Consider the following 24,030-nt stretch of genomic DNA (forward strand, 5'->3'; position numbering starts at 1 on the left):
CGCCACTATGGCCCCCCGGGGAGGCGCCCGATGACGACGAAGCTGTTCGGCGAGCCGGTCCGCCGGCGCGAGGACGCCCGGCTGATCGTCGGCAAGGGCCGCTACCTCGACGACATCGGGCACAAGGCGCTTGCGGCGGCGTTCGTGCGGTCGCCGCACGCCCACGCCCGGATCGTCGACATCGACGTCGAGGGTGCCCTGGACGTCGAGGGCCTGGTCGCGATCTACACCTACGACGACCTCAACGGCCCGATGGCCGAGCCGCTGCCGGTGCTCATCCCCCACCCGCAGCTGACCCACCCGCGCACCAACTACCCGCTGGCCCGTGACGTCGTCCGGCACGTCGGCGAGGCCGTGGTCATGGTCATCGCGACGGACCGGTACGTGGCCGAGGACGCCGCCGAGCGGATCGTCGTCAGCTACGAGGAGCTGCCCGTCGTCGTCGGCGTGGACGCCGCGGCCGAGGCTCGTGCCTCCGTGCACGACGACGTCCCGGACAACGTGGCCGCCCGGCACCACCAGGAAACCGGCGACGTCGAGCCGGCGCTGGCCGCCTCACCGCACACGATGAGCTTCACCCAGTACATCGAGCGAAGCGCCTCCATGCCCATGGAGGGCAAGGGCGTGCACGCGCGCTGGGACGCCGACGACCGGTCGTTGCGGGTCTACTCGAGCACCCAGGCGTCGACGTCGGTGCGTGCGGCGATCGCGGCGAAGCTGGAGCTGTCGCTGGACAAGGTCGAGGTGGTCGCACCCGACGTCGGCGGCGGCTTCGGCGTGAAGATCGTGCACCCGTGGCCGGAGGAGCTGCTGGTGCCGATGGCCGCGATCGCGCTGCAGGCCGAGGTGAAGTGGGCCGAGGACCGCCGCGAGCACTTCATCTCCTCGGCGCACGAGCGGCAGCAGCGCCAGGACATCACCGTGGGCTACGACGACGAGGGCCGGATCACCGCGCTCGACGTCCACGTGCTCCACGACAACGGCGCGTACACGCCCTACGGAATCATCGTCCCGATCATCACCGCGACCCAGCTGGTCGGGCCGTACGTGATCCCGGTGTACCGCGTGCGCGTGGACAGCGTCTACACGAACACCGTGATCGTGACGCCGTACCGCGGCGCCGGGCGGCCGCAGGCCTGCTACGCGATGGAACGGACGATGGACCGCATCGCCGACGAGCTCGGTCTCGACCGCTCCGTCGTCCGCGAGCGGAACCTGATCCAGCCCGACCAGTTCCCCTACGACCACCACCTGACGTTCCAGGACGGCCGGCCGGTCATCTACGACTCGGGCGACTACCCGGGTCTGGTCGACAAGCTGAAGACGCTGGTCGGCTGGGACTCCGTCGACTCGTTGCGGGCGGAGGCCACCGCCCGGGGCAAGCACCTCGGCATCGGAATGGCGCTGTACGTGGAGGGCACCGGGCCCGGGCCGTACGAGGGCGGGCACGTCCAGGTGCTCGGCAGCGGCAAGGTGCTGGTGTCGACCGGGCTGACGTCGCAGGGCCAGGGGCACGAGACGGCGTTCGCGCAGATCGTGGCCTCCGAGCTCGGGGTGCCGATCGAGGACATCGAGGTGACCACCGGCGACACCCGGCGCTTCGGGTACGCCGTCGGGACCTTCGCGTCGCGGGCCGCGGTGATGAGCGGCAACGCGATCGCGCTGGCCGCGCGCGGTGTGCGGGAGAAGGCGCTGCGGATCGCGGCCGACGTGCTCGAGGCGTCGCCGGAGGACCTCGAGATCGACGAGGGCCTGGTGCAGGTCAAGGGCGTGCCGGGGACCTCCATTCCCCTGCGGACGGTGGCCGTGCTGTCCAACCCGCTGCGCTACGCGTTCGACGAGGCGGCGAAGCAGGCCACCCAGTTCACGACGCACGACGACTCGAAGCCGCCGGTGGCCGAAGGCGATGCGCCGGGGCTGGAGCACCGCGACTACTACTCGCCGCTGCGGTCGACGTTCGCCTCGGGCGCGCACGCGGCGATCGTGGAGATCGACCCGCAGACGTGGGAGATCGACATCGTGAAGTACGCCGTGGTGCACGACTGCGGCAACGTGGTGAACCCGATGATCGTCGAGGGCCAGGTGCAGGGCGGCGTCGCGCAGGGCGTGGGCGGCGCGTTGTACGAGCGGATGGTCTACGACGCCGACGGGCAGCTGCAGAACGCCTCGTACATGGACTTCCTCATGCCGTACTCGAGCGAGGTGCCGGACGTCGTTATCGACCACCAGACGACGCCGTCGCCGCTGAACCCGCTGGGCATCAAGGGCGCCGGCGAGGCCGGCGTGATCCCGGGGACGGCGGCGATCGCCTCGGCGATCGAGGACGCGGTGGGACGGCGGATCTCGTCGATGCCGATCTCGCCGACCCAGCTGTACGACCTCGTGCGCAACCCCGATTCGGAGATGACCGCTGTGGCTGCCGGCCGCGCGGGGACTGGAGTGATGGCGTGAACCTCGACGGCTCGGCAGTTCTGTCCGGCGACCCGGAGAAGGTGTGGGCGGTCATCACCGACCCCGCCGTCCTGGCGCGGACGATCCCCGGCTGCGAGACGCTGGAGCAGGTCGGGGACGACGAGTACAAGATGAACGTCTCCGTGGGCGTCGGCGCGATCCGCGGGACGTACGCGGGCGAGGTGCGGCTGTCGGACCAGAAGAAGCCGTCGTCATACGTGATGCACGCATCGGGTGCGGGCGCGCCGGGGAACGCGCGGGCGACCGTGACGATCAACCTGGAGCCGACCGACGGCGGGAAGACGAACCTGACCTACTCGGCCGACGCGGTGATCGGCGGCCCCGTCGCAGGTGTGGGCCAGCGGATGATCACCGGCGTCGCGAAGCGGATGGCCGGCCAGTTCTTCAAGGCCATCGACGACGAGCTGACCGGCAAGGCTGTGCCGGTAGCGGCGGCTCCGTCGGCTGCAGCCGCTCAGACGAGCGACGCCTCACTGGTGGTCGGTGGCGCGCCGATCGCGGCCGCCCCGACGGTGTTCGCAGGCAAGGCCAGCGTTCCCGCGGGAACGTCCGGCGACGCCCAAACCCTGCTGCTCGGCGCCCTCGGCGGCGCCGTGCTCACCCTGATCGGCGTCCTGGTCGGCTACCTGCTGGGCCGTCGCCGGGAGCCGAACACTTAGAACAAGGCGTTTCCCGTTACGGACTAGACCTTGACGCCACCATCCATTTGATCCTCGGCGTGCCGGCTCAAGGGAGGGACAGTCGATGCGCGGGTCTCTCTTACTAAGGTCTTGATGACGATGGCCAAGATGACCCACGGGGAAGCACATGACTCAAGCGCCGCCGAACGGGAACGCTGGCTCGCCCCAGCCGCCGAGCGCAAGCCCCGTGGAGCTCTTGGAACTCCTTGAGCAACGGTCCTACGCGACCTATAAGGCGCGCTTGCGGGCTTCCAAGCGGCTCATGACGCGCAATAACGCCTGGAACGCATCTCTCATCGCTACGGCCACATCTACAACCATCGCTTCTGTGGCTCTCCTAGCCAATGACGGCATTTATGGCCCAAACGGCGACACGCTATTTGTATGTCTCGCCGTACTGTCTTTGACTGCTTCACTTGTCACTTCGGGCCTGAACTACTCCGGCCGCAGTCGTGACATGTTCTCAAATTATCGGCGCATTCAACGACTCTCCGCCGAGGCGGAGCGGGCCAAGCGGACACCAAGCATGCAAAATTTCGCGACAGTGGCCGAGTTGAACGCGAAGTACGACGAGCTTCTCGATGGATCTGAGAACCACACCGAGGCCGACTACTTCCACGCGAATGGCGAAGGCAGCAAGCCTGCCTCAGTTCGGCGCGAAAGCCTGCTCTCCTTCTTCCCTTACATTTCCTTGATCATCCCTCTTCTACTACTGCCACCGCTTCTATGCTGGATGTTCTAAGCCCCTGCCATCCCGAGCCAGGTGGTTCAGCTTCAGGCCTGAACAGTGCTAGCGTGGGCCATCCCCCAAGAGGGGGTAGGCCTCCTTCCGATGCGAGGACCGGCTCTCAAGGCCGGTCGTCATCGGGGGTTGTCGTGCGAGCGATGGCCCCGCGTGAAGCACCTTTTCCCAGGTTGGAAGCCGAGCCGGGCCCGACGCCTAGTCGGGCCCGGCTTCCAACAAGTACGGGGGCGTCATGTGGTGGGAGCTAGAGAAGGATATCCGCGCTTCCGCGACCAAGAAGATCCGAGAGCACGAGCGCTACAGGAAGCGCGTCATCGACGAAGGGGCACGTCGACTCCGACGGAGCACAGGGTCTCCTTCGCTATCAGCTCCGAACCGTCCTACAACTTGGGATGCGAACCCTGCGTTCGACCCCTACCACGTGCGGGCCCGCGCAAAATCAATCAGCCACTCCATAACACAGCGGCTGCGATCCGGTGCATACTCACCGCTGGATCCAATCAACTTCTCTGTCCCGAAGCCGGATGGCGGAAAGCGGCTCGTAACTAGCTTCGCTATTGCCGACGAAGTTATTTCCTCCCGCCTGTATCGATCACTTCTGGACAAGAACCGTCCACTACTGAGCGCCCGGTCTTACGCATATCGTGACGACATTGGCGTGAATGACGCGATCGCGCACATTCAATCGGAATGGCGCAGTGAACATCGCGTCTTCGTCGCCGAGTACGACTTTACAAACTTTTTCGACTCGATCAGTCATGATCACATCTGGTCCACCCTAGAATCCCTGGGGATCGTGATGACGAGTCTGGAGCGCGTTCTGATACGTGCGTTTTTGGAGGCGTCGACGTCGAGTGGCCATGGAGGGTCGACTCTACGGCGGTCGGGTGTGCCGCTAGGAACTTCCGTAAGCCTCTTCTTGGCAAATGTGGCAGCAAGCCCCTTAGACCGAGCGCTTGAACGGCTGGGAGTGGGCTTCGTACGATACGCGGACGACACGGTTATCTGGAGTCGCGATTACGCCGCCATCTGCCGGGCCGTGGATGAACTCCATCGAGTATCCGCGAACATCGGATCACCAATCAATCAGTCTAAGAGCAACGGTGTTCGGCTCCTGGTTTCCCCGTCAACCGAGCGAGCGGAGATCAACTTCACGTCAGAAGTTGAGTACTTGGGCCACGCTCTAGGACTCCAGTCGATTCGCATGAGAGATCGAGCCGAAGCGCAGGTACGCCGACACATCACTGGCCTACTATTCAACAATCTTCTGCGCGAGCCAAAGGCGGGGACTCAAGACTGGACTCGCGTCGGCAGGCTCGACCGGGATTACGTCACATACATCTGGCAGCTTCGCCGCTATCTCTACGGCCACTTGACGGAGAACGAAGTGCGACGAGTCAATCGTGGCGCTCCTCCTCCCCGAAATCTGACAGGCGTGCTCTCTCGCTTCCCATTGATCAACGATGACCCGTCGCTGCGCGAGCTTGATCGCTGGATCACGACCCAGACGCTCTTAGCCTTGCGGAAGAGAGCGGCGCTTCTAACTCGGACGCTGACTTTTGGGTCACCTCCCGTCCCTTGGACCATGACACGGGAGAGGCTCATCGATTTGACAACGAAATCCGCCAGGACCGGCGATACCATCGACCTTCGGATGCCAAGTGCGCTGAGAATGGCATCGGTGGTGCGACGGGCGGTCCGGACCCATGGCACGCGTGTCGTAGGGTCCGCCACGCCCCTGTACGGGGATACCAGTCTTTAGAAGGGCCGGAACGGAAGACATCGGCGCGGTACCGGAACCAGGGCCACCACCAGGAACGACTAGCCTGGGAGTGGCGCGGAACCGCTTCAATCGCGGTGACGGCGATGTCTATTATTCGACCGCCACACCCGGTTGAACGAACGTCCTCGCTGCTCGGCGGCCTCGCCGGACTGAAGGTTCCATAGATGCGACGCAGCAGCGCAGGCGGGGACCACTCCATAGACCGTGCGCATGCCTCGGACAGAAATTGACGCGAATCACATAGTCATGTCGGTAATCAGCACAGCTCAGTGCGGGAGACGGAAGAGTCGAATGCCGGTCTCGCGCTGGGACACATGCCACAGGGTGTCGATCTGCTTTTGCAGGTCGAAGCGGCGGAGAATCGGCCGGCGAACGGCGGGGCCGTGGGAGCCGTAGCGCGGGGCGTAAAGCCCCCCACCCCTCGCCCCCGGGTCGGTCGCCGCCCGGAGCTGCGGCCGCGCGCCCTCGAACGGGGTCATTCCTGACCTCGCCGTCATCACCTCGAAGAACTCACCCACCCAGCCGGCGCCGCCCTCTCGCACCGACCGCGCCTGCAGGTCCGTGTTCGTCAGCCCTGGGTGCGCCGCGAGGCTGGAAACCGCCACCCCCGCCCGCTCGAACTGCTGTTGCAGTCCCAGCGCGAAGTGAAGGTTCGCCATCTTCGACCGCGCGTACGACGACCACGCCCCGTAGTTGCGCCGCATGCGCGGGTCCGCCGGGTCCAGCCGCCGTGCCCGGTGCCGGGCAGTCGACGTGACCGTCACCACCCGCGCCACCGGCGCAGCCAGCAGCGCCGGCATCAGGTGCGCCGTCAACGCCCAGTGCCCCAGGTGGTTGATGCCGAACTGCATCTCGAACCCGTCGACCGTCTCCCGCTGCGGCATCGCCATCACCCCGGCGTTGTTCACCAGGATGTCCACCGCCTCGTGCCCGGCCAGCACCTTCTCGGCCGCCGCACGAACCACCGACAGATCCCCCAGATCCAGCGGCACCACCTCGAGCGACGCCGCCGGGTATCGCTCAGCGATCCGGGCCGCCGCCGCCGTCGTCTTCGCCGACTCCCGCGCTGCCACCACCACGTGCGCACCCTCACCCGCCAGCGCCAGCGCCGTCTGGAATCCGAGTCCGCCGTTCGCCCCGGTCACGACGGCGGTGCGTCCGGACAGGTCCGGGATGTCCTTCTCGGTCCACGCCATGCCCGCATCCTCCCGGTCCGCAGGCCGCCACACCGAGCGGGACCAGGAGTGGAACGGTTCCGTCCCAGAGGCCGGGTCGGTGACCCTAAGCTGTCGGGCAGGTACACCGTGCGGCCGAGGGGGACGGCGTGCAGCGAGAGCGCACTGAGACAGAACGGCAGGTCGCCGGCCTGCTCCGGACGGCGCGCCAGAAGCTGGACCTGAGCGTCGCGTTCCTGAGCCGGATCGACGAGACCTCACGGACCCTGCAGGTCGTCGACTCCGCGCTGCCGGACTTCCACGACGGCCTGGCCGGCCCCCGGGACAGCGGCTTCTGCCTCGCCGTCGTCGAGGACCGCCTCCCCCGCGCCATGCCCGACGCCCGCGGGAACCCGGAGGCCGCGTGCCTCCTCCCGCCCGGGCTGCCCCCGATCCGCGGCCACCTCAGCGTCCCCGTCGTCCTCACCGACGGCTCGGTGTACGGCACGTTCTGCGCCTTCGGTCTGGAGACTGACCCCGAGGTCTCCCCCCGAGACCTCGCGCTCATGGAGGTCCTCGCCGACGCCGCCGCGCTGGTCATCGAACCGCAGGTGCTCCTCGACCGCGAGCAGGAACGCGTCCGGAGCCGGCTGGAGCCTGTCTTCACCTGCGGCGGTCCGGACGTCGTCGTCCAGCCCATCGTCGAGCTGGCCGGAGGCACCCGCATCGGCGCCGAGGCCCTCAGCCGCTTCCCCGTCGCCTGGGGCCGCGCACCCGACGTCGTGTTCGCCGAGGCGCACGGCGTCGGGATGGGGGACGACCTGGAGCTCCTGTCGCTCCGCTGCGCCGCAGCACTGCTGGACGAGGTGTCCGGCTACGTGTCGATGAACGTGTCGCCGAGGACGCTGCTCCTGCCCGAGTGCCTCGACCTGCTGGCCGAGCTGCCGCCCGACCGGCTCCTGCTGGAGCTCTCCGAGCACGAGCAGGTGGCCGACTACCCCGCCCTCCGCGAGGCCCTCGAGCCGCTGCGGGCCGCCGGTATGCGGCTCGCCATCGACGACGTCGGCGCGGGTTTCTCCTCGCTGCGGCACATCGTCCTGACCGCGCCCGACGTCATCAAGATGGACCGCAGCATCGTCAGCGGCCTGGACTCCGACCCGGTCCTGTCGCGGTTGGCCCGGTCGCTCGTCGAGTTCGCCCACGACTTCGGCGTCTGCGTCATCGCCGAGGGCGTCGAGACGCCCGATGAGCACGACGTGCTTCAACAGCTGGGGGTCGACGGCGGTCAGGGCTGGCTGTTCGGCAGGCCGATGTCCGCTGACAGCCTCGTCGACGAGGGGACGGCGCTCGTCCCATTCGTCCCCCGATCCCGCAGCGCCGCCTCCCGCGTCTGACTTCCGGTCAGGCGAGGTTCGGCTGCACCCGCCGGCCCGACCCGTAGCGTCCGCGGCATGGACGTCGACGAGTTCTGGGCGATCGTCGACGCCTCACGAACGCGGATCGACGCCGAGCACCCGGAGTCGGAGATCGAACAGCAGGTCGGTGCGCTCCGGGCACGACTCGCCGAGCTCGCGGAGCACCAGCTCCTCGCCTTCCAGCGACGACTGCATGAGCAGACCACTCGTGCCAACGACTGGCTGGTGTGGGCAGCCGGCTATCTCGCGACCGGCGGGATGAGTGAGGACGCGTTCGAGCACTTCCGGCTCTGGCTCGTCTGCCAGGGGCAGGAGAACTTCGAGCGCGTCGTCGCCGAGCCCGACCGCCTCGCCCACCTGAACTGGGACGCCGACGGAGCGGCCTTCGGCGTCGGAGAGGACGTCGGCCACCTCGTCGCGGACGTCCTGGCGAGCCACGGGTCGAAGCCCGGCGACTCGCTCGTCCCCGCGGTGGAGTCTTACTGGCCGCCCGGTGAGCCCTTCCCGGAGGAGGACGACGACTGGTTCGGCCACACGTTCCCACGCCTCTCGGCGCGGAACGCTGCGAACGCCCCCACCGGTGGTCCCGACGCGGATCGCATCACCGACGCTGACGTCGCTGCCTTCCTCGAACGCTCCCGGAGGGAGAAGGAGGACCGACCGGTGGAACCGCTGCCGCCAGCGCTCGCAGCCGTGCTGTACGACCGTGGGCACCTCCGGGAGCGCGACCGCCCGATGCTGGCCGCCCACTGGCTGGCCGAGGGGCGGGAGGGTGAGGCACTCCTGGAGCTCGCCTCACTCACCGGCCACGAACGCGAGGTGGGCGAGCTCTGGCCGCTCGTCCTGGCCGAACTCGGCGTCGGCCCGCCGCCGGGCGGTCCGAGAGCGGCCATGGCGTGGGGCGCGGGTCAGGTCCTGGCCGACAGAGAGGACCTCCGCTGGCTGGTGCGACTCCTCTGGACGGGAGACACCTTCGGGGCCGACCCGGACATGGACACGCTCGTCTACACCCTCGACGACTGGCTCGACTGGACCGACCGTGACCTCACGAGCCGGCGAGCAGCCGTCCGGGAGCGGGCACGGTCAGCCCGGGAGGCGCTGCGCGGGGCAGTCGAAGCGATGGCTCGGGACGACATCCCCGGCGCGCTCGAGGCCCTCGAGGAGTGGCGGGGATAGTGAGAACAGACGAGGAGCGCAGCGGCCAACCCTCCGAGTTCCAGACCCAGCTGTACTGGCTCGTCGTCGAGGCATCGCGGCTCTTCGAGTTCCTGCAGGGCGCGACCGAGCCCGACGGCGACGGCGGCCCGGTGACGCACGGCCCGTGGGACCCGGCCGAGTGCTCCCGCCAGCTGCTGGCCTGGTTCGACGCCGGACTGATCGAGCTGTTCGCCGATCCGCCGGACGACGTCCCCCGCCCCCGGAATGCCGAGGAGTGGCGGGTTTGGAACGGCGGCGAGCATCTCCGCTGGCTCGACCCGGTTGCAGCTCGGCAGCTCCTGAGCGAGCCGCACCGGTGGACGTTCGAGTCCGACGACGCGCTCGTCTGCGTCGTCCGGACGGACGCAGGCATGGAGGTGACCGCCCCCTTCCTGTGACGGGGCCAGGGAGGGGGTCGTCTGACTCAGGCTGCGGCCCGGGAACGCGCCTCGGCCTTCACCTGCACCGCCGTCAGCACCTCCCAGCGGATCGCCGTGCTGCCCGGCTGCACGACCTTCCAGTACAGGGCGAACCGTCGCCGGGTGTCCGGGTCCGTCGCCAGCACCCGCGTCTCCGACGAGAGCTCTGTCCCCCCGCGGGACGGCGTCAGCCGGAAGTCCATGGCCGCCTTGACCCACCCCGGCCGGATCCAGCCAGCCAGTTCCTCGGCGTTCAGCGGAGGCGACTCCTCGCCGCCCCTCAGCCGCCACGCCTGCAGCACCCCGCCGAACACCACCGACTCGGGCTCCGTCGACGACAGCCGCGGAATCGGCACCGCCTCGATGAACGGCCGGTCGTGCAGCTGCCCGAACCCCTTGCCCGACAGCAGCACCGGCAGGAAGCGGACGGCGCTCAGCGCAAGGGTCACCGGCAGCCCGCTCAGCCGGACGGAGTGCAGCGCGTCCCACACCACGTCCGGCGGCGCGTCGATCCACCGGGACTGACGCGTCACGTAGTGGCTGTTCGGCAGCACGTCGTCGAGTTCCACGTCCGCCTTCCTTCCCGCAGGACCGGCGCGCACGCATGGAGCCGCGAAGATCACGCCTCGCGGCGGCGCACGGCCTTCCGGTAGCCGGCCAGCAGGTGCGCGCCCAGCTCGGTGAGCTCCTCGCGCAGCCACTCCTCCGGGACGTCCGGCGGCGCGGCAAGCAGCGCCCCGGCCAGCGCCTGCAGCGTCGCCGCCCCCCACACGGTGCCGAGGTCACCGGCGTCGGACCCCAGCAGCATCGACTCGACCCGCCCCCGCAGCTGCGCCCCCTTCTCCACGAGCCGGGGGTGGCCCATCGCCGTCGCGTCCCGGGTGAGGTAGACGGCCACGCGACGGTGACTGAGCAGGTAGTCCACGTAACGGGCGATGCCGATACCGCGGCCGACCCTCACCGAGTTGCTCTCGGCGGCCATCGCCATCAGCTCGTCGATCACCGGCTCCACCAGCGCGAGCAGCAGGTCGTCCTTGGAGTGGAAGTGGTAGTAGACGGCGGCCTTCGTGACGCCGAGCCGATCGGCGATGTCCTGCAGCGAGGTCCCTGCGAACCCGTGCTCGCTGAAGAGCTCGAGTGCGGCGTCGAGAACGCGCTGTGCACCGGCCGTTCGCCCACCGGCCGTCGCCGCACCCACGCTTGTCACCGGCACAGAGTAGTCACGAAAGCACGTGACCGGACTCATGGTCCACCTAGCCGATCGGCTAGTAGCATGCTTGCCGATCGGCTAGGTGATCCAGCCCCGCCGACATCACTTCCTGGAGCGCACCCGTGGCCGTCTTCCTCCACCGTCTCGGACGCTGGGCCTTCCACCGCCGCAAGACCGTCCTGCTGGCGTGGATCCTCGCGCTCGTCGCCTTCGGCGGCCTAGCCGGCGCGTTCGGCCGCGACGCCGACGCGCAGCTGACCATCCCCGGCGTCGAGTCGGTCAACGCGCTCGAGACGCTCCAGGAGCGCTTCCCCGGCGGCGCGGCCGGCGGGGCCACCGCCCGCGTCGTGTTCGCCGCCCCCGACGGCGCCGCCGTCACCGACCCGGAGCTGACCCAGGCCATCCAGCAGGCCCTCGCCGAGGCGGCTGAGGCCGACCAGGTCGCCGCCGTCAGCGACCCGTTCCAGGCCCAGGGCGTCTCCCCCGACGCGTCGATCGCCTACGCCACCGTCAGCTACGGCGTCCAGGTCGACGAGATCACCGACGACGCCCGGGCCCAGCTGCTCGCCGTCGCCGACACCGCCGAGGACGCCGGACTGCAGGTCGAGTTCGGCGGCGAGGCCACCCAGGCCATCCCCGGGCAGAGCGCCGCCGAGGCGATCGGTGTCCTGGTCGCGATGATCGTCCTCGCGGTCACCTTCGGGTCCCTGCTCGCCGCGGGCCTCCCGCTGCTCACCGCGCTCATCGGCGTGGGCGTCGGCATGGCCGGCGTGCTGGCCCTCTCCGCCGTCATCGACCTGACCAGCACCACCCCGACCCTCGGCCTGATGATCGGCCTGGCCGTCGGCATCGACTACGCGTTGTTCATCAGCATCCGGCACAAGGAGCAGCTGGCCGCCGGGGTGGACCCGCAGGAGTCCGCCGGCCGCGCCGTCGGCACCGCAGGCAGCGCGGTGGTCTTCGCCGGTCTCACGGTCATGATCGCCCTCGCGGGGCTGAGCGTCGTCGGCATTCCGTTCCTCAGCACCATGGGCCTGGTCGCCGCCGGCATGGTCGGCATCGCCGTCCTCGTCGCCCTGACCCTGGTGCCCGCCTTCCTCGGCTTCGCCGGCGACCGGTTCGACCGCTGGAAGGTCCCGGGCCTGCGCCGCCGGCAGGCCGCGCTGGCCACGAAGGAGTCCGCCGGCACCCGGTGGGCCCGCACCGTGACGCGCCGCCCGCTGGTCGTCCTGCTCGCCGGCATCATCGGCCTGGGCGTCGTCGCCCTGCCTGCGCTCGACCTGCGCCTCGGCCTGCCCACCGACGGCGACCTGGGCGAGGAGACCACCCAGCGGCAGGCCTACGACCTGCTCGCCGAAGGCTTCGGACCCGGGTTCAACGGGCCGCTCACCGTGCTGGTCGACGCGACCGACGCCGACGACCCGCAGGCCGCGTTCACGGAGACGGCCGCCGCCGTCGGCGAGGTGGACGGCGTGGCCGCGGTCAGCCCGGCGATCCCGAACGAGGCCGGTGACACGGCGATCATCTCCGTCGTCCCCGACGCCGGGCCGTCGGACGCGGCGACCGAGGACCTGGTCACCGACATCCGCGACCTGCGCCCCGGCCTGACCGAGAACACCGGCTCCGAGCTCGCGGTCACCGGCAACACCGCGCTCGGCATCGACATCTCCGAGAAGCTCGCCGACGCCCTGCCGGTGTTCCTCGTCGTCGTCGTCGGCCTGGCGTTCCTGCTGCTGACGCTCGCGTTCCGGTCGATCCTGGTGCCGATCAAGGCAGTGCTCGGGTTCCTGCTCAGCCTGGCCGCCACCTTCGGCGCCCTGGTCGCGGTCTTCCAGTGGGGGTGGCTCGCCGACCTGCTGGGCGTCGAGCAGACCGGGCCGGTGCTGAGCTTCCTGCCCATCCTGCTGATCGGCCTGCTGTTCGGGCTGGCCATGGACTACGAGGTGTTCCTCGTCAGCCGGATGCGCGAGGAGCACGTGCACGGGGCCGAGCCCAAGGAGGCGGTGATCGGCGGCTTCCGGCACGGCGCCCGCGTGGTGACGGCGGCCGCGCTGATCATGGGCTCGGTGTTCGGCGGGTTCATCCTCGGCCACGACGCGACCATCAAGAGCATCGGCTTCGCGCTGGCGTTCGGTGTGCTGGTCGACGCCTTCGTCGTCCGCATGGCGATCGTGCCGGCGGTCATGACCCTGCTGGGCAAGGCCGCCTGGTGGCTGCCGCGCTGGCTGGACCGGGCGATGCCCGATGTCGACATCGAGGGCGCTGCTCTCGAACGCCACGTGCGCGCGCCCGGGCCGGAGCTGGTCGGCGCCCGACGGTGATCAGCACGCACTGAGGGCTGCCCGGACGACGCTCCGGGCAGCCCTCAGTGCGTTCTCGTCAGTCCAGCGCCGCGTACACCGCACGGACGTAGGCCTCGGACCGCGGCGATCCGAGGATCCCCTGCGCCATGGAATTCATCATGTAGGTGATCGTCAGCCGGCGGTCGAGGTCCATCACGGCCAGCGAGCCACCCCAGCCGCCCCAGAAGAAGGTGCGCCCCGACGGCACGTACGGCACGACCGGCGAGCCCAGGCAGAAGCCGATCCCGAACCGGAACGGCTCCTCCAGCACCAGGTCGACGCCGTCGCTCTGCTGGTCGAACACCAGCTCGATCGTCTCCGGCGAGAGCAGCCGCACCCCGCCCGCCTCGCCGCCCAGCGACAGCACCCGCAGCACGTCCAGCACGCCGCGCGCGTTCGAGTGCCCGTTCAGCGCACCGAGGTCCGCCGCCCGCCACTCCGGGCTCGACGTCGCCTTCACCGACATCACGGGGGCGGTGAACGTCCGCACCGAGATCGACGCCGGGTCGGGGTCGTCGGCCGACTCCGCCCGCGGCGGCGCGACCAGGGTGGCCACCCGGTCCCAGTCCCGCTCCCGCGCCCCGACCTGGAAGTCCGCCGCGAGCGGTCCGGCGATCTCGTCGCGGACGAACTTGTGGAACGTCTTGTTGGTGATGCGCCGGATCAGCTCGCCGACCAGGAAGCCCTGCGTCGCAGCGTGGTAGCCCGACGCCGTCCCCGGCTCCCACCACGGCCGCTGGAGGGCCAGGCGCTCACAGGCCGTCTCCCAGTCGTACATGTCGCGCACCGAGAACGGCTGCTCCCACCCGGAGACGCCCGACGTGTGCGACATCAGATGGCGCACCTGGACGTCCTTCTTGCCCTTGGCCGAGAACTCCGGCCAGTAGTCGCCCACCGGCGCGTACGGGTCCAGGTCCCCGCGCTCGACGAGCATCAGCGCCGCGAGGTTGAGCACGCACTTCGTCGTCGACCAGACGTTGACGATCGTGTCCTGCGTCCACGGCGTCGTCCGTTCCGGATCCCGGTAGCCACCCCAGAGGTCGACGACGGCCTCGCCGTCGAGATCCACCGCGACCGAGGCGCCGAGTTCCTCGCCGTCCAGGTGCTCCGCCAAGGCGTCCCGCACCCCCGCGAACCGTTCGTCGCAGGTGCCGTGGACCTCGGCCATGGAGCCTCCCCGTCGCTCGCACGGCCTCGTTGCCGTGCCGACAGCGATGAGACCACGACCACATCCCGGCGACAACGAGGGCCCGAACTACTGGAATGTTCAAGCATGTGCCCGGAGTTGCCTCCAGCACCACCCAGCAGACGAGAGGCACAGACATGGCGCGGATCAGCGTGTTCGGCGGGACCGGCTACGCCGGCAGCACCATCGTCGCGGAGGCCGCGAAGCGCGGGCACTCCGTGACGTCGGTCAGCCGCAGCGCGCCGGAGAAGCCCGTCGACGGCGTCGACCACCTCCAGGGCTCGCTCCTCGACGCCGACACCCGCGCCAAGGTCCTCGCCGACTCGGACGTCGTCGTCGTGGCCGTCGCCCCGCGCGGCGACATGGCGGGCCGCGTCGCCCCGGGCATCGCCGAGCTGGCCGCCGAGGCCGAGCGTGCCGGCGTCCGCATCGGCGTCGTCGGCGGCGCCGGGTCGCTGCACGTGGCCGAGGGCGGCCCGCGTCTCTTCGACACCCCGGACTTCCCGGCCGCGTACAAGCCGGAGAGCCTCGAGATGGCCGCGGCCCTCGACGACCTGCGCAAGTCGCCCGAGAGCCTCGACTGGTTCTACCTCTGCCCGCCCGCCGGTTTCGGCGGATTCGCGCCGGGCGAGGCGCGCGGCACCTACCGCGTCGGCGGCGACGTCCTGCTCGCCGACGACGAGGGCAGCTCCTTCATCGGCGGCGCCGACTTCGGCACGGCCGTCGTCGACGAGATCGAGCGGCCGGCCCACCGCCGCGCCCGATTCACCGTCGCCTACTGAGCCACCGTCGCCTGACCACGGCGTTTCCTCTGGAAAGCCGTGGTCAGGCGATGCCCCGGTTCACCCGTACGAGTGCCTGCGGTCACTATCCGTTTATCAACTCGCTCACGGTGGGTAACGAGCGATCATGTCCAACTCAAGCACTGCCGCACATTCGCCCCAGGGGGAGCTCCGCCACGACCGGCGGGCGAACCCGATGGGTGCCTACGTCGCGACCGCCGGCGTCGTCGTCTTCCTGATCGCGACCTTCCTGGACTGGGTGTCCACGCAGGACGACTCCGTGACCGGTTCCGGCTACGAGACCGACACCACCATCCCGCTCGTCGCCTACCTGGGCGTCGGCCTGGTCGCCGGGCTGCTCTACGCGCTGAACCGCGCTCGCGGCCGTCAGCACCGTGGCCTCTCGCTGACCACCATGGCCGCCGGCATCGCCGCGGCCGGTCTGGCCCTGAGCTACATCCTGGACGCCCCCGGCGCCCTCGAGCGCGGCGGCGACTACTCCGCCGAGCTGGGTGCCTGGATCGGCCTCGTCGGCGCGATCGTCTGGGCCGTGGGCGCGTTCCTGCTCGCCAAGGAGCCCGAGGGTGACGACGACTGGCACGGCACCGAGCGCGTCAGCACGGGCCACAGCGCCCACTGACCGCACCGTCAGGTCCGCCTGACGCAGTGAACTGACTCGGGCGCCCGCCCGGAGCTCCGGCTCCGGACGGGCGCCCGTGTCGTTCGTCAGGCCGTTCGCCCAGTCAGGTACTCCTCGAACGTCACGCGGCCGTACGGCGGACCCGGGACGAGGTTGTGCCCGGCCCGGTAGCCGGCGAAGACCCTGCCCGGCAGCCGCGCGGGGACGACCCGGCGCCGGAGCCCCCGTACCGCGGCCCAGACCCGGGCCAGCTCCGGGAGCGGACGGACGGCGGGACCGCCGATGTCCGCCACCCGGCCGGCCGGTGCGGACGACGCCAGCTCGACCAGCCGGTCGGCGACCTCCACCGGGGCGATCGGCTGCACGTCGAAAGAGGGCGCGAGCAGGACCGGCAGCCGCCGCTGGACGGTGAACAGCTGGTCGACGAGGGTGTGGAACTGGGTGGCCCGCAGGATCGTGTGCGGCACTCCCGACGCCGCGACGAGCCGCTCGATCTCCACCTTGTCCCGGTAGTAGCCGAGCGGGATGTGCTCGATCCCGACGATCGAGATCAGCACCAGGTGCTCGACCCGGGCCGCACGGGCGGCGTCGAGCAGGGTCCGCGCGATCACGGGGTCCTTCCGGCGCAGCCCGGTCGCCAGGTGCACGACGACGGACGCGCCGGTCACCGCCGCGGGAACACCCGCGCCGGTGAGCAGGTCGCCGGTGACCAACCCCGGGCCACTGCGCCGGCTCAGCGCCCGGACGTCGTGCCCTGCCGCGCGCAGCCGCTCGACCGTCGGCCTGCCCAGAGCGCCGGTCGCGCCGGTCACCAGGATCGTCGTCACCGTCGGATCCTTCCAGGCGCGCGGCCGGCGGAACATGGGTCCGGCTCGCTCGGTTGGGAGCTGACATGCCCAAGACCTGGTTCATCACCGGCGCGTCCCGCGGTTTCGGCAAGGAGTGGGCGATCGCCGCCCTGGAGCGCGGGGACACCGTCGCCGCCACCGCCCGCGACCCGAAGACCCTCGACGACCTCGTGCAGCAGTTCGGCGACAAGGTGCTGCCGCTCCGGCTCGACGTGGACGACCGCGCCGCCGTCGTCACCGCCGTGAAGGACGCCCACGACCGCTTCGGCCGCCTGGACGTCGTCGTCAACAACGCCGGGTACGGCCAGTTCGGGATGATCGAGGAGATCTCCGAGGCGGAGGCCCGCGCCCAGTTCGACACCAACGTGTTCGGCGCACTGTTCGTCACCCAGGCGGCGCTGCCCTACCTGCGCGCGCAGGGCTCGGGCCACTTCCTGCAGGTGAGCAGCATCGGCGGGATCAGCGCCTTCCCGAACATCGGGATCTACAACGCCTCGAAGTGGGCGCTCGAGGCGTTCAGCCAGTCCCTGGCCGCGGAGGTCGCCGGCTTCGGGATCAAGGTGACGATCATCGAGCCGGGCGCCTACGGCACCGACTGGGGTGGCTCGTCTGCGAAGCACGCCACGCCGAACCCCGCCTACGACGCCTACCGCGAGAAGGCCGCCGAGCAGCGCAAGGCCCGCGCCGGCAACCCCGGCGACCCGGTCGCCACCCGGGACGCCGTCCTGCAGGTGGTCGACGCCGAGGACCCGCCGCTGCGGATCTTCTTCGGCGACGCCGCCCTGAAGATCGCCGAGCGCGACTACGAGTCCCGCCTGGCCACCTGGCGCGAATGGCAGCCGGTCTCCGTCGCGGCGCACGGCTGAGCACGTTCCCGCGGGAACGTCGGAGCAAGCCACGGAGCTTGGCCAGGCGTTCCCGCGGGCACGGCATCAGCCGAGTCGCGCCGCTTCGGCGCCGAGGGTGAGCGTGTCCGGGTCCGAGGGCCTGCCCTCGCCTGTCTCAGCGAGGCTCCGCAGGCTGTCGCCGACGTAGAACGTCCACGCGTTCCGGCAGATGTCGAAGCACTCGTAGGTGGGCACCAGGCCGTCGTGGGTGAACCGCAGCTCCGTCCCGCCGTCCCTCTCGGACAGCTCGAACCGGATGTGGGTGCCGAGCCACTCGCTCTGGTCGTCGATGAAGCTCATGTGGTTCTCGACGACCTGCCAGACCACCCTCTCGCCCGGGACCAGTTCGGTCACGCGCATCGTGCACGAGTGGACGCCCGGGACCCGGAACGAGAACTCGTCCCCGACGGCGCGGGTGTCCCCGTCGATCCTCGTCATCCACCAGCCCCGCACGTCGGTGACGGCGTCGGAGACCTGCTCGGGCGTGCGGGTGACGACGAACGACGTGGTGTAGCTCTGCGTGCTCATGGCTGCTCCAGGGGTGTCTCGATGTCGCGCTTGCATGATGCAAGTCACCCTAGGGACAACGACTTTCATGATGCAAGTGGCTGCGCTACGATCGACGCCATGCTGGGGAAGACGTACGACGCCGAGGTGTGCTCGATCGCCCGCGCCCTCGAGGTGGTGGGCGAGCGCTGGAGCGTGCTGATCGTCCGCAACGCGCTCTTCGCCGGGTCCACCCGCTTCGCCGACTTCCAGCGCAGCCTCGGGATCGCCACCAACGTCCTCGCCTCTCGCCTCGACGGCTTCGTGGAGGCGGGGATCATGCGGCGGCACCGCTATTCCGAGCAGCCCGAGCAGTACGAATACCTGCTCACCGACAAGGGGCGTGATCTCGCGCCCGCGCTCATCGCGCTCACCGAGTGGGGTGATCGCTGGTCGGCTCCCGACGGCCCCCCGATCCTCTACCGCCACAGCGCCTGCGGATCCGCCGTCCACCACGACGTCACGTGCTCGACCTGCGGGCCCGTGGACGACCTCTCCGCGATCGACGCCTTGCCCGGGCCGGGCATGCCCGCCGAGCGCCGGGAACGCATGGAGCGGCGGATCGCCGAGCAGGCACGCTGAGGGCCCCCTCCCCACCGGGGAGAGGGCCCGCGACGCGCTTCCGTCACTGCACCGCGCGGCGGTGGGTGACGATCCAGCCGGCGACGGAGGCCACGACCAGCCAGACGCCGAGGTTGACGGCGGACTGCGCCTGCTCGGCCCCCTGCCCCAGGTTGATCACGGCGTTGGCCGGGTCGATCGCGTTGGCCACCTCCGGCTCGAACGTCGAGACGATCGGCATGACGCCCAGGAGCACGAGGTAGAGGCCGGTCAGTGCCGCAGCGCTGTTGGCCAGCGCCGCGCCCACCCCGGCGCCGATCACCGCGAACGCCGCGCCCGCCAGGACCGCGGCACCGATCGCCCGCGGAGCGCCGTCCCACGACACCCCGCTCTCCATCAGCGCGAGGACGCCCGAGGTCAGCGCCGTTGAGACCAGGCCGAGGAGCGCGCCCATCAGGGCCACGGCCACCGCCTTCGCGGCCAGCACCCGCCCGCGGTGCGGCACCAGCAGGTACGTCGTCTGCACCGTGCGGTGGCTCCACTCCCCCGCGGTCGACAGCACGCCGAGCGAGACGAGGAGGTAGCCGGTCAGCAGGCCCATGATCGCGATGGGCCCGTCGACGGCGGTCAGCGGCTCGGTGCTCGCCGCGGCGACGACCGCCGTCGCCACCGGCGCCAGGAGCACGGTCGCCACGGCCAGCGCCTTCCCCGACCTGGTGGAGAGCGACTTGCGGATCTCGATGCCGGTGAGCCCCGGCAGTGACGGAACGGTCCGGCGGAGCCCCGGCCGCCCGGGGGCGGTGGGCGGGGCCAGCGTGATGGTGTCGGTCATCGGGAGTGCCTCCTCGGCAGCAGTGGTGGACGGGGTGTCGTCGGCGGTCATGACGCCGTCGTCAGCTGGAAGAACAGGTCCTCGAGGCCGCGCTGCACGGGCCTCAGGTCGGACAGCGCGATGCCCGCGGAAGCGGCCACGGCACCGACTGCCGGAGGCTCGGCGCCGGGCACGACCAGGGCGCCGTCCGCCTCGTGTTGCACGTGGAACCCTGCGGCTTCCAGCGCGCGGGCCAGGGCGGCTGCGTCGTCGGCCCGAACCGACGTCCCCTCCGCGCCCAGGAGCGAGGCCACCGAGCCGTCGGCGACGATCCGGCCGCCGCCGATGACCAGCAGCCGGTCGACGGTGTGCTCGACCTCGCCCAGCAGGTGCGAGGAGAGCAGCACGGTCCCGCCGCGCGCCGCGTGCCCGCGCAGCAGATCGCGCATCCAGCGGATGCCCTCGGGGTCCAGACCGTTGGCCGGCTCGTCGAAGACCAGCACCGGGGGGTCGGCGAGCAGGGCGCCGGCGATGCCGAGCCGCTGCCGCATCCCCAGCGAGTAGCCGCCCACCCGGCGGCGCGCGGCGTCGGCGAGCCCCACCACGGACAGGACCTCGTCCACCCGGGAGTCCGGCACGCCGATCACCGACGCCAGCAGCTGCAGGTGCATCCGGCCGGTCCGGCCCGGGTGCACGGCCGAGGCGTCCAGCAGCGTGCCGACGACGGCGCCCGGGTTCGGCAGGTCGCCGTAACGGCGGCCGCCGACCGTCGCCGTGCCGGACGACACCGGCACCAGGCCGGTCATCATCCGCATCGTCGTGGTCTTGCCGGCGCCGTTCGGGCCGAGGAAGCCGGTCACCGTGCCCGGCTCGAGGGCGAAGGAGACGTCGTCGACGACCGTCCGGTCGCCGTAGCGCTTGGTCAGGCCGCTGACCGTGATCATGGGAACCTCCGTGGGTCGTCCGCTGTCGGCGACGAATCTGTCGCGAACGCCCTGGTCAGCGCGTCGGCCTGAGGTCTCCACCTCGGATCCACGGAGGTCGCGACGGCGTCATCCGAAAGTGGACGTCGCTGTCCACTCACGGGCGACCCGCCGGAGGTGCCCGCCGAAATACGCTCCGGACATGAGGCTCCGCGACCGCATCTGGCCGGGCCTCAGCACGCGCGGGCTCTGGCTCGAGGCGCACGTGGCCCTCACGGCCACGGCGACCATCGCCATCGGCGTCGTCACCCCCGAGGCCGGGCTCGTCCCGGACGCCGTCCTCCTGACCGGCAGCGCGCTCCTCGTGGTCACGCTGTTCCTCTTCCGGCGGTCGGCGCCGCTGGTGCCCTTCGCGATCAGCGCCGCCCTCGGCGCGCTCATGCCGGACCTCGTGATCGGGCTGCTGCTCACCACCTACGCGGTCGGCCGGTACGAGGGGCGGTGGCCGGTCCGGATCGGCGCGGGGCTGGTCGGCGGAGTGGCGGTCCTCCAGCCGTGGGCGCTGTCCGGGTCGAACGAGTGGGTGGGGGCGATCGGCGGGGTGGCCGTGGCGATCGTGCTGCCGGGCGCCCTCGGCGTCTGGCAGCGCACCCGGGCCCTGCTGCTCCTCGCGCTGCGCGACCGGGCCGAGCGCGCCGAGGCCGAGCGGGAGCTGATGGCGCGCGAGGCGGTCCTCGGCGAGCGGACCCGCATCGCCCGGGAGATGCACGACGCGGTCGGCCACCGGGTGAGCCTCATGGTGTTGCAGGCCGGCGCCATCGAGATGGCCGCCCGGGACGCCGAACGGGTCGAGCAGCTCGCCGGGCAGGTGCAGACCGCCGGCCGGCAGGCGCTGGAGGAACTGCGGCAGATGGTCGGCGTCCTGCGCGGCGGGGACGTCGACGACGACGCGCCCCTGGGTCCGCAGCCCGCCCTGGACGCCGTTCCGGTCCTGGTGGACGGAGCCCGCGAGGCGGGCATGACGGTCGAGCTGCGGGGACTGCCGTCCGGCAGCCCGGTGGACGCCGCCGTCGGCCGCGCGGCCTACCGGATCGTCCAGGAGGCGCTGACCAACGCGGGGAAGCATGCGCCGGGCGCTCCGGTGTGCATCACGGTCGACCGCCCCGGCGACCGGCTCGTCGTGTCCGTCGTCAACGGAGCCGGTGGTTCCGGGCAGCCCGTGTCGGGCGGCTACGGCCTGGTGGGGTTGGCTGAGCGGGTGCGCACCCTGGGCGGCCGGTTCTCCGCCGGACCCCGGCTGGACGGCGGCTTCGCGGTGGAGGCGGTGCTGCCGGTATGAGTGGTCCCGGCAGCCAGGCGGCCATCCGCGTCCTCCTCGTCGACGACGAGGAGCTCGTGCGGTTCGGCCTGCGCACGGTGCTGGAGTCGGTCGGCGGCTTCGAGGTCGTCGGTGATGCCGGTGACGGCGCGGCCGGGGTGCGGGCGGCCAGGGAGCTGCGGCCCGACGTCGTCCTGACCGACATCCGCATGCCGGTGATGGACGGGCTGGAGGCGACCCGGCAGCTCCTCGCGCTGCCGGATCCGCCGCAGGTCGCCGTCCTCACGACCTTCCACCTCGACGAGTACGTGTACGCGGCGCTGGCCGCCGGAGCCGCCGGCTTCCTGCTCAAGGACACCCCGCCGCGCGAGATCGCCGCCGCCGTCCGCGCGGTGGCCGACGGCACGGCCACGTTGTCCCCCAAGGTGACCGCCACGCTGATCGACTCCTACGTGGAGCGGCGGGCCGCCCCGCGGCGGGCCGGGGCACTGGAGCGGGTGGCGTCGCTGTCGGACCGGGAGCGCGAGGTGCTGCAACTGCTGGGCAGCGGGGGGTCCAACGCGGAGCTCGCCACGCGCCTCTTCGTCAGCGAGGCGACGGTGAAGACCTACGTCTCGCGACTGCTGGCCAAGCTCGACCTGGCCAACCGGACCCAGGCCGCCATCCTCGCCCACGAGGCCGGCCTGCTGGAGCACTGACCCAGCAGGCCGGCACCCCGTTCAGGCGGCTGCTCCCGCGTGGTGACGGGAGCGCATCAGGAGCACGACGCTGGTCGCCAGCGCCCACACCAGGAACAGCAGGAACCCACCGAAGCCGCCGATGGTGACCAGCACCGACTCCTCGTCCGACTCGTAGACGCCGGCCAGGCTGAGCACCAGCAGGACGCCGGTGAGCCCGGACAGGTAGCCGAGCCAGGCCGGCAGCGCGTGCGCACCGAGGATGGCGCCGGTGGCCCCGATCATCATCGCGACGCCGGCCGGCACGGTGCAGATCCCGACCCAGTAGTCGAGCGCCTGGATGGTGGGCAGCGTCGACGGGTCGGCGCTCTCCGCCGCCTGGATCAGGGCGAGGTAGAGCCCCTCGGACACCAGGATGGTCGCGGCGAAGGTGGCGCTCGCGATGGCGAAGAGGCCGGACATCATGCCGCCGGTGCCCTCGTGCCGACGGAACCGGCTCCACAGGCCGGCCAGGAACACCAGGACCGCGATGTCGCCGAGGAAACCCAGCAACAGCGCCATCTGGTGGCCGGACCGATCGGCCGTCAGCTCGGCCGCGAGCTGCTCGGCGGAGCTCGGGTAGTCGGGCGTCGCCGGCGTGAAGAAGCTGGCGAGGATCAGCGCGATGAACAGCAGGCCGGCGACCGCCGTGATCCGGTCCCACCTCGCGTCCATCCCGTCGTCCCGCATGCGACCGGCAACCGCTGGGTCGTTCATCCCGGATCCAGCTCTGGCTTCCATGGCGACACCCCTCCCGTGAACCGGGCCAGGCCGGGCGGCGAGGCCCATCGGGAAGTGTGGAACCGTTCCGGCCGGGATGGCGGGCCTTCGTGCGCGCCGATTCGGGTAGCGGGGGAGACGGGTGGCGAGGCGGCGACGCAGGGACGACGACCGGCGGGGCGGTTGCCTCCACCTCGTCGGCGGGTTGCTCCTGATGACCGCGTCGATCGTGCTGGCGATCCTGCTGGGGGAGCCGACGTTCGACTCCTGGGGCCCGTGGCTGGCGACGCTCACCGGCTGGCAGCGCGCCGGGGTCGGGCTCCTCGTGGGGCTCGCGGCGGCCTCGCCCCTGGTGCTGCTGGCCTTCTCCCAGCGGGTGTGGGTGGTCGCCCCGCTGGGCTTCTACGGCTTCACCGCCTGGACCTACCTGACGATCCTGTGGATGCCGGAGGGGAGGGCCGGGCGCACGTCGCGGTCGGTCTCCGCGGGGTACTTCCGGTCCGAGGCCGACTGGTACATCGTCACGTCGGTCCTGGCGTTCCACGTCGGCATCCCGCTGATGATCTGGATCGCCTGGCGACTCTCGCGCAGCCCGGACGACGACGAGCCCGTCCCGGGCATGGTGACGAAGCGCCGTCCGAAGCGCCGCAGGGCCTCCGCCGGCTGACGATCGTG

General features: G+C 70.8%; 24 protein-coding genes. 15 read left to right on the forward strand and 9 right to left on the reverse strand.

Annotated features, from left to right (window positions below; translation table 11 throughout):
* Positions 1-30 precede the first annotated feature (30 nt).
* The 4 genes from cutA (at position 31) to CRP30_RS23390 (ending at position 5,659) form a co-directional block, all read left to right on the forward strand.
* Entirely contained in the window at positions 31-2,451 is a 2,421-nt protein-coding gene (cutA, locus tag CRP30_RS21305; protein ID WP_097186044.1) for an aerobic carbon-monoxide dehydrogenase large subunit, read from the forward strand.
* Entirely contained in the window at positions 2,448-3,131 is a 684-nt protein-coding gene (locus CRP30_RS21310; protein ID WP_097186045.1) for an SRPBCC family protein, read from the forward strand. Before cutA ends, CRP30_RS21310 begins: the two co-directional genes overlap by 4 nt.
* A gap of 208 nt (positions 3,132-3,339) precedes the next feature.
* Positions 3,340-3,894 carry an SLATT domain-containing protein gene (locus CRP30_RS22370; protein WP_159961849.1) on the forward strand — a complete coding sequence of 185 codons (555 nt, stop codon included), beginning with the start codon at positions 3,340-3,342 and terminating at the stop codon, positions 3,892-3,894.
* A 235-nt stretch (positions 3,895-4,129) separates the two neighbouring features.
* Positions 4,130-5,659: a reverse transcriptase domain-containing protein gene (locus CRP30_RS23390; protein WP_097186047.1), complete on the forward strand. Its 1,530-nt coding sequence runs from the start codon at positions 4,130-4,132 to the stop codon at positions 5,657-5,659.
* A 287-nt stretch (positions 5,660-5,946) separates the two neighbouring features.
* Here the strand turns inward: CRP30_RS23390 and CRP30_RS21325 are convergent, their stop codons facing one another.
* Positions 5,947-6,876, reverse strand: coding sequence for an oxidoreductase (locus CRP30_RS21325; protein ID WP_097186048.1), 930 nt, complete (start codon positions 6,874-6,876; stop codon positions 5,947-5,949).
* Between the two features lie 128 nt (positions 6,877-7,004).
* Between CRP30_RS21325 and CRP30_RS21330 the strand changes: the two genes are divergently transcribed.
* Genes CRP30_RS21330 through CRP30_RS21340 form a run of 3 tightly spaced genes read left to right on the forward strand, consistent with a single transcriptional unit; the run spans position 7,005 to position 9,844 of the window.
* Complete coding sequence (locus CRP30_RS21330) at positions 7,005-8,228, forward strand: sensor domain-containing phosphodiesterase (RefSeq protein ID WP_097186049.1); 1,224 nt, start codon at positions 7,005-7,007, stop codon at positions 8,226-8,228.
* A 57-nt stretch (positions 8,229-8,285) separates the two neighbouring features.
* The gene (locus CRP30_RS21335) at positions 8,286-9,425 is read left to right on the forward strand and encodes a DUF4240 domain-containing protein (protein ID WP_097186050.1); all 1,140 of its coding nucleotides are present in this window, start codon (positions 8,286-8,288) and stop codon (positions 9,423-9,425) included.
* Complete coding sequence (locus tag CRP30_RS21340; RefSeq protein WP_097186051.1) at positions 9,425-9,844, forward strand: hypothetical protein; 420 nt, start codon at positions 9,425-9,427, stop codon at positions 9,842-9,844. The genes CRP30_RS21335 and CRP30_RS21340 overlap by 1 nt, the downstream gene beginning before the upstream one ends.
* Positions 9,845-9,870: 26 nt before the next feature.
* Here CRP30_RS21340 and CRP30_RS21345 read toward each other — a convergent pair whose 3' ends face one another.
* A complete protein-coding gene (locus tag CRP30_RS21345; protein WP_097186052.1) occupies positions 9,871-10,434 on the reverse strand; it encodes a hypothetical protein in 564 nt (187 codons plus the stop codon).
* A gap of 50 nt (positions 10,435-10,484) precedes the next feature.
* Complete coding sequence (locus CRP30_RS22865; protein WP_200814898.1) at positions 10,485-11,072, reverse strand: TetR/AcrR family transcriptional regulator; 588 nt, start codon at positions 11,070-11,072, stop codon at positions 10,485-10,487.
* 125 nt (positions 11,073-11,197) lie between these two features.
* Here CRP30_RS22865 and CRP30_RS21355 point away from each other — a divergent pair, with 125 nt between their 5' ends.
* Entirely contained in the window at positions 11,198-13,396 is a 2,199-nt protein-coding gene (locus CRP30_RS21355; protein ID WP_097186054.1) for an MMPL family transporter, read from the forward strand.
* A 58-nt stretch (positions 13,397-13,454) separates the two neighbouring features.
* Here CRP30_RS21355 and CRP30_RS21360 read toward each other — a convergent pair whose 3' ends face one another.
* Positions 13,455-14,585: a serine hydrolase domain-containing protein gene (locus CRP30_RS21360; RefSeq protein WP_097186055.1), complete on the reverse strand. Its 1,131-nt coding sequence runs from the start codon at positions 14,583-14,585 to the stop codon at positions 13,455-13,457.
* A 155-nt stretch (positions 14,586-14,740) separates the two neighbouring features.
* Between CRP30_RS21360 and CRP30_RS21365 the strand changes: the two genes are divergently transcribed.
* Both CRP30_RS21365 and CRP30_RS21370 read left to right on the forward strand, forming a co-directional pair.
* Positions 14,741-15,385: an NAD(P)-dependent oxidoreductase gene (locus CRP30_RS21365; RefSeq protein WP_097186056.1), complete on the forward strand. Its 645-nt coding sequence runs from the start codon at positions 14,741-14,743 to the stop codon at positions 15,383-15,385.
* 127 nt (positions 15,386-15,512) lie between these two features.
* A complete protein-coding gene (locus CRP30_RS21370; protein ID WP_143278524.1) occupies positions 15,513-16,025 on the forward strand; it encodes a hypothetical protein in 513 nt (170 codons plus the stop codon).
* A gap of 86 nt (positions 16,026-16,111) precedes the next feature.
* On the opposite strand, the gene CRP30_RS21375 is transcribed toward CRP30_RS21370, so the two are convergent.
* The gene (locus CRP30_RS21375; RefSeq protein ID WP_097186104.1) at positions 16,112-16,852 is read right to left on the reverse strand and encodes an SDR family oxidoreductase; all 741 of its coding nucleotides are present in this window, start codon (positions 16,850-16,852) and stop codon (positions 16,112-16,114) included.
* Between the two features lie 65 nt (positions 16,853-16,917).
* Here CRP30_RS21375 and CRP30_RS21380 point away from each other — a divergent pair, with 65 nt between their 5' ends.
* Complete coding sequence (locus CRP30_RS21380) at positions 16,918-17,739, forward strand: SDR family oxidoreductase (protein ID WP_097186058.1); 822 nt, start codon at positions 16,918-16,920, stop codon at positions 17,737-17,739.
* Positions 17,740-17,805: 66 nt separating this feature from the next.
* Here the strand turns inward: CRP30_RS21380 and CRP30_RS21385 are convergent, their stop codons facing one another.
* Positions 17,806-18,288, reverse strand: a complete 483-nt coding sequence (locus CRP30_RS21385) for an SRPBCC family protein (RefSeq protein ID WP_097186059.1) — start codon at positions 18,286-18,288, stop codon at positions 17,806-17,808.
* A 99-nt stretch (positions 18,289-18,387) separates the two neighbouring features.
* Here CRP30_RS21385 and CRP30_RS21390 point away from each other — a divergent pair, with 99 nt between their 5' ends.
* Positions 18,388-18,888, forward strand: coding sequence for a winged helix-turn-helix transcriptional regulator (locus CRP30_RS21390; protein ID WP_097186060.1), 501 nt, complete (start codon positions 18,388-18,390; stop codon positions 18,886-18,888).
* Positions 18,889-18,931: 43 nt separating this feature from the next.
* On the opposite strand, the gene CRP30_RS21395 is transcribed toward CRP30_RS21390, so the two are convergent.
* Together CRP30_RS21395 and CRP30_RS21400 are read right to left on the reverse strand one after the other, a co-directional pair.
* Complete coding sequence (locus CRP30_RS21395; RefSeq protein WP_097186061.1) at positions 18,932-19,750, reverse strand: ABC transporter permease subunit; 819 nt, start codon at positions 19,748-19,750, stop codon at positions 18,932-18,934.
* Positions 19,747-20,622 carry an ABC transporter ATP-binding protein gene (locus CRP30_RS21400; protein WP_097186062.1) on the reverse strand — a complete coding sequence of 292 codons (876 nt, stop codon included), beginning with the start codon at positions 20,620-20,622 and terminating at the stop codon, positions 19,747-19,749. Before CRP30_RS21400 ends, CRP30_RS21395 begins: the two co-directional genes overlap by 4 nt.
* A 181-nt stretch (positions 20,623-20,803) precedes the next feature.
* On the opposite strand from CRP30_RS21400, the gene CRP30_RS21405 reads away from it, so the two are divergent.
* On the forward strand, positions 20,804-21,940 hold the full coding sequence (locus CRP30_RS21405; protein WP_159961854.1) for a sensor histidine kinase: 1,137 nt from the start codon (positions 20,804-20,806) through the stop codon (positions 21,938-21,940).
* Positions 21,937-22,617, forward strand: coding sequence for a response regulator transcription factor (locus CRP30_RS21410; protein ID WP_097186064.1), 681 nt, complete (start codon positions 21,937-21,939; stop codon positions 22,615-22,617). Before CRP30_RS21405 ends, CRP30_RS21410 begins: the two co-directional genes overlap by 4 nt.
* Positions 22,618-22,638: 21 nt before the next feature.
* Here the strand turns inward: CRP30_RS21410 and CRP30_RS21415 are convergent, their stop codons facing one another.
* On the reverse strand, positions 22,639-23,352 hold the full coding sequence (locus tag CRP30_RS21415) for a hypothetical protein (RefSeq protein WP_143278525.1): 714 nt from the start codon (positions 23,350-23,352) through the stop codon (positions 22,639-22,641).
* A 217-nt stretch (positions 23,353-23,569) separates the two neighbouring features.
* On the opposite strand from CRP30_RS21415, the gene CRP30_RS21420 reads away from it, so the two are divergent.
* A complete protein-coding gene (locus CRP30_RS21420; protein ID WP_143278526.1) occupies positions 23,570-24,022 on the forward strand; it encodes a hypothetical protein in 453 nt (150 codons plus the stop codon).
* Positions 24,023-24,030: the final 8 nt, after the last annotated feature.

The sequence above is a fragment of the Blastococcus haudaquaticus genome, assembly GCF_900230285.1.
GTDB lineage: Bacteria > Actinomycetota > Actinomycetes > Mycobacteriales > Geodermatophilaceae > Blastococcus_B > Blastococcus_B haudaquaticus.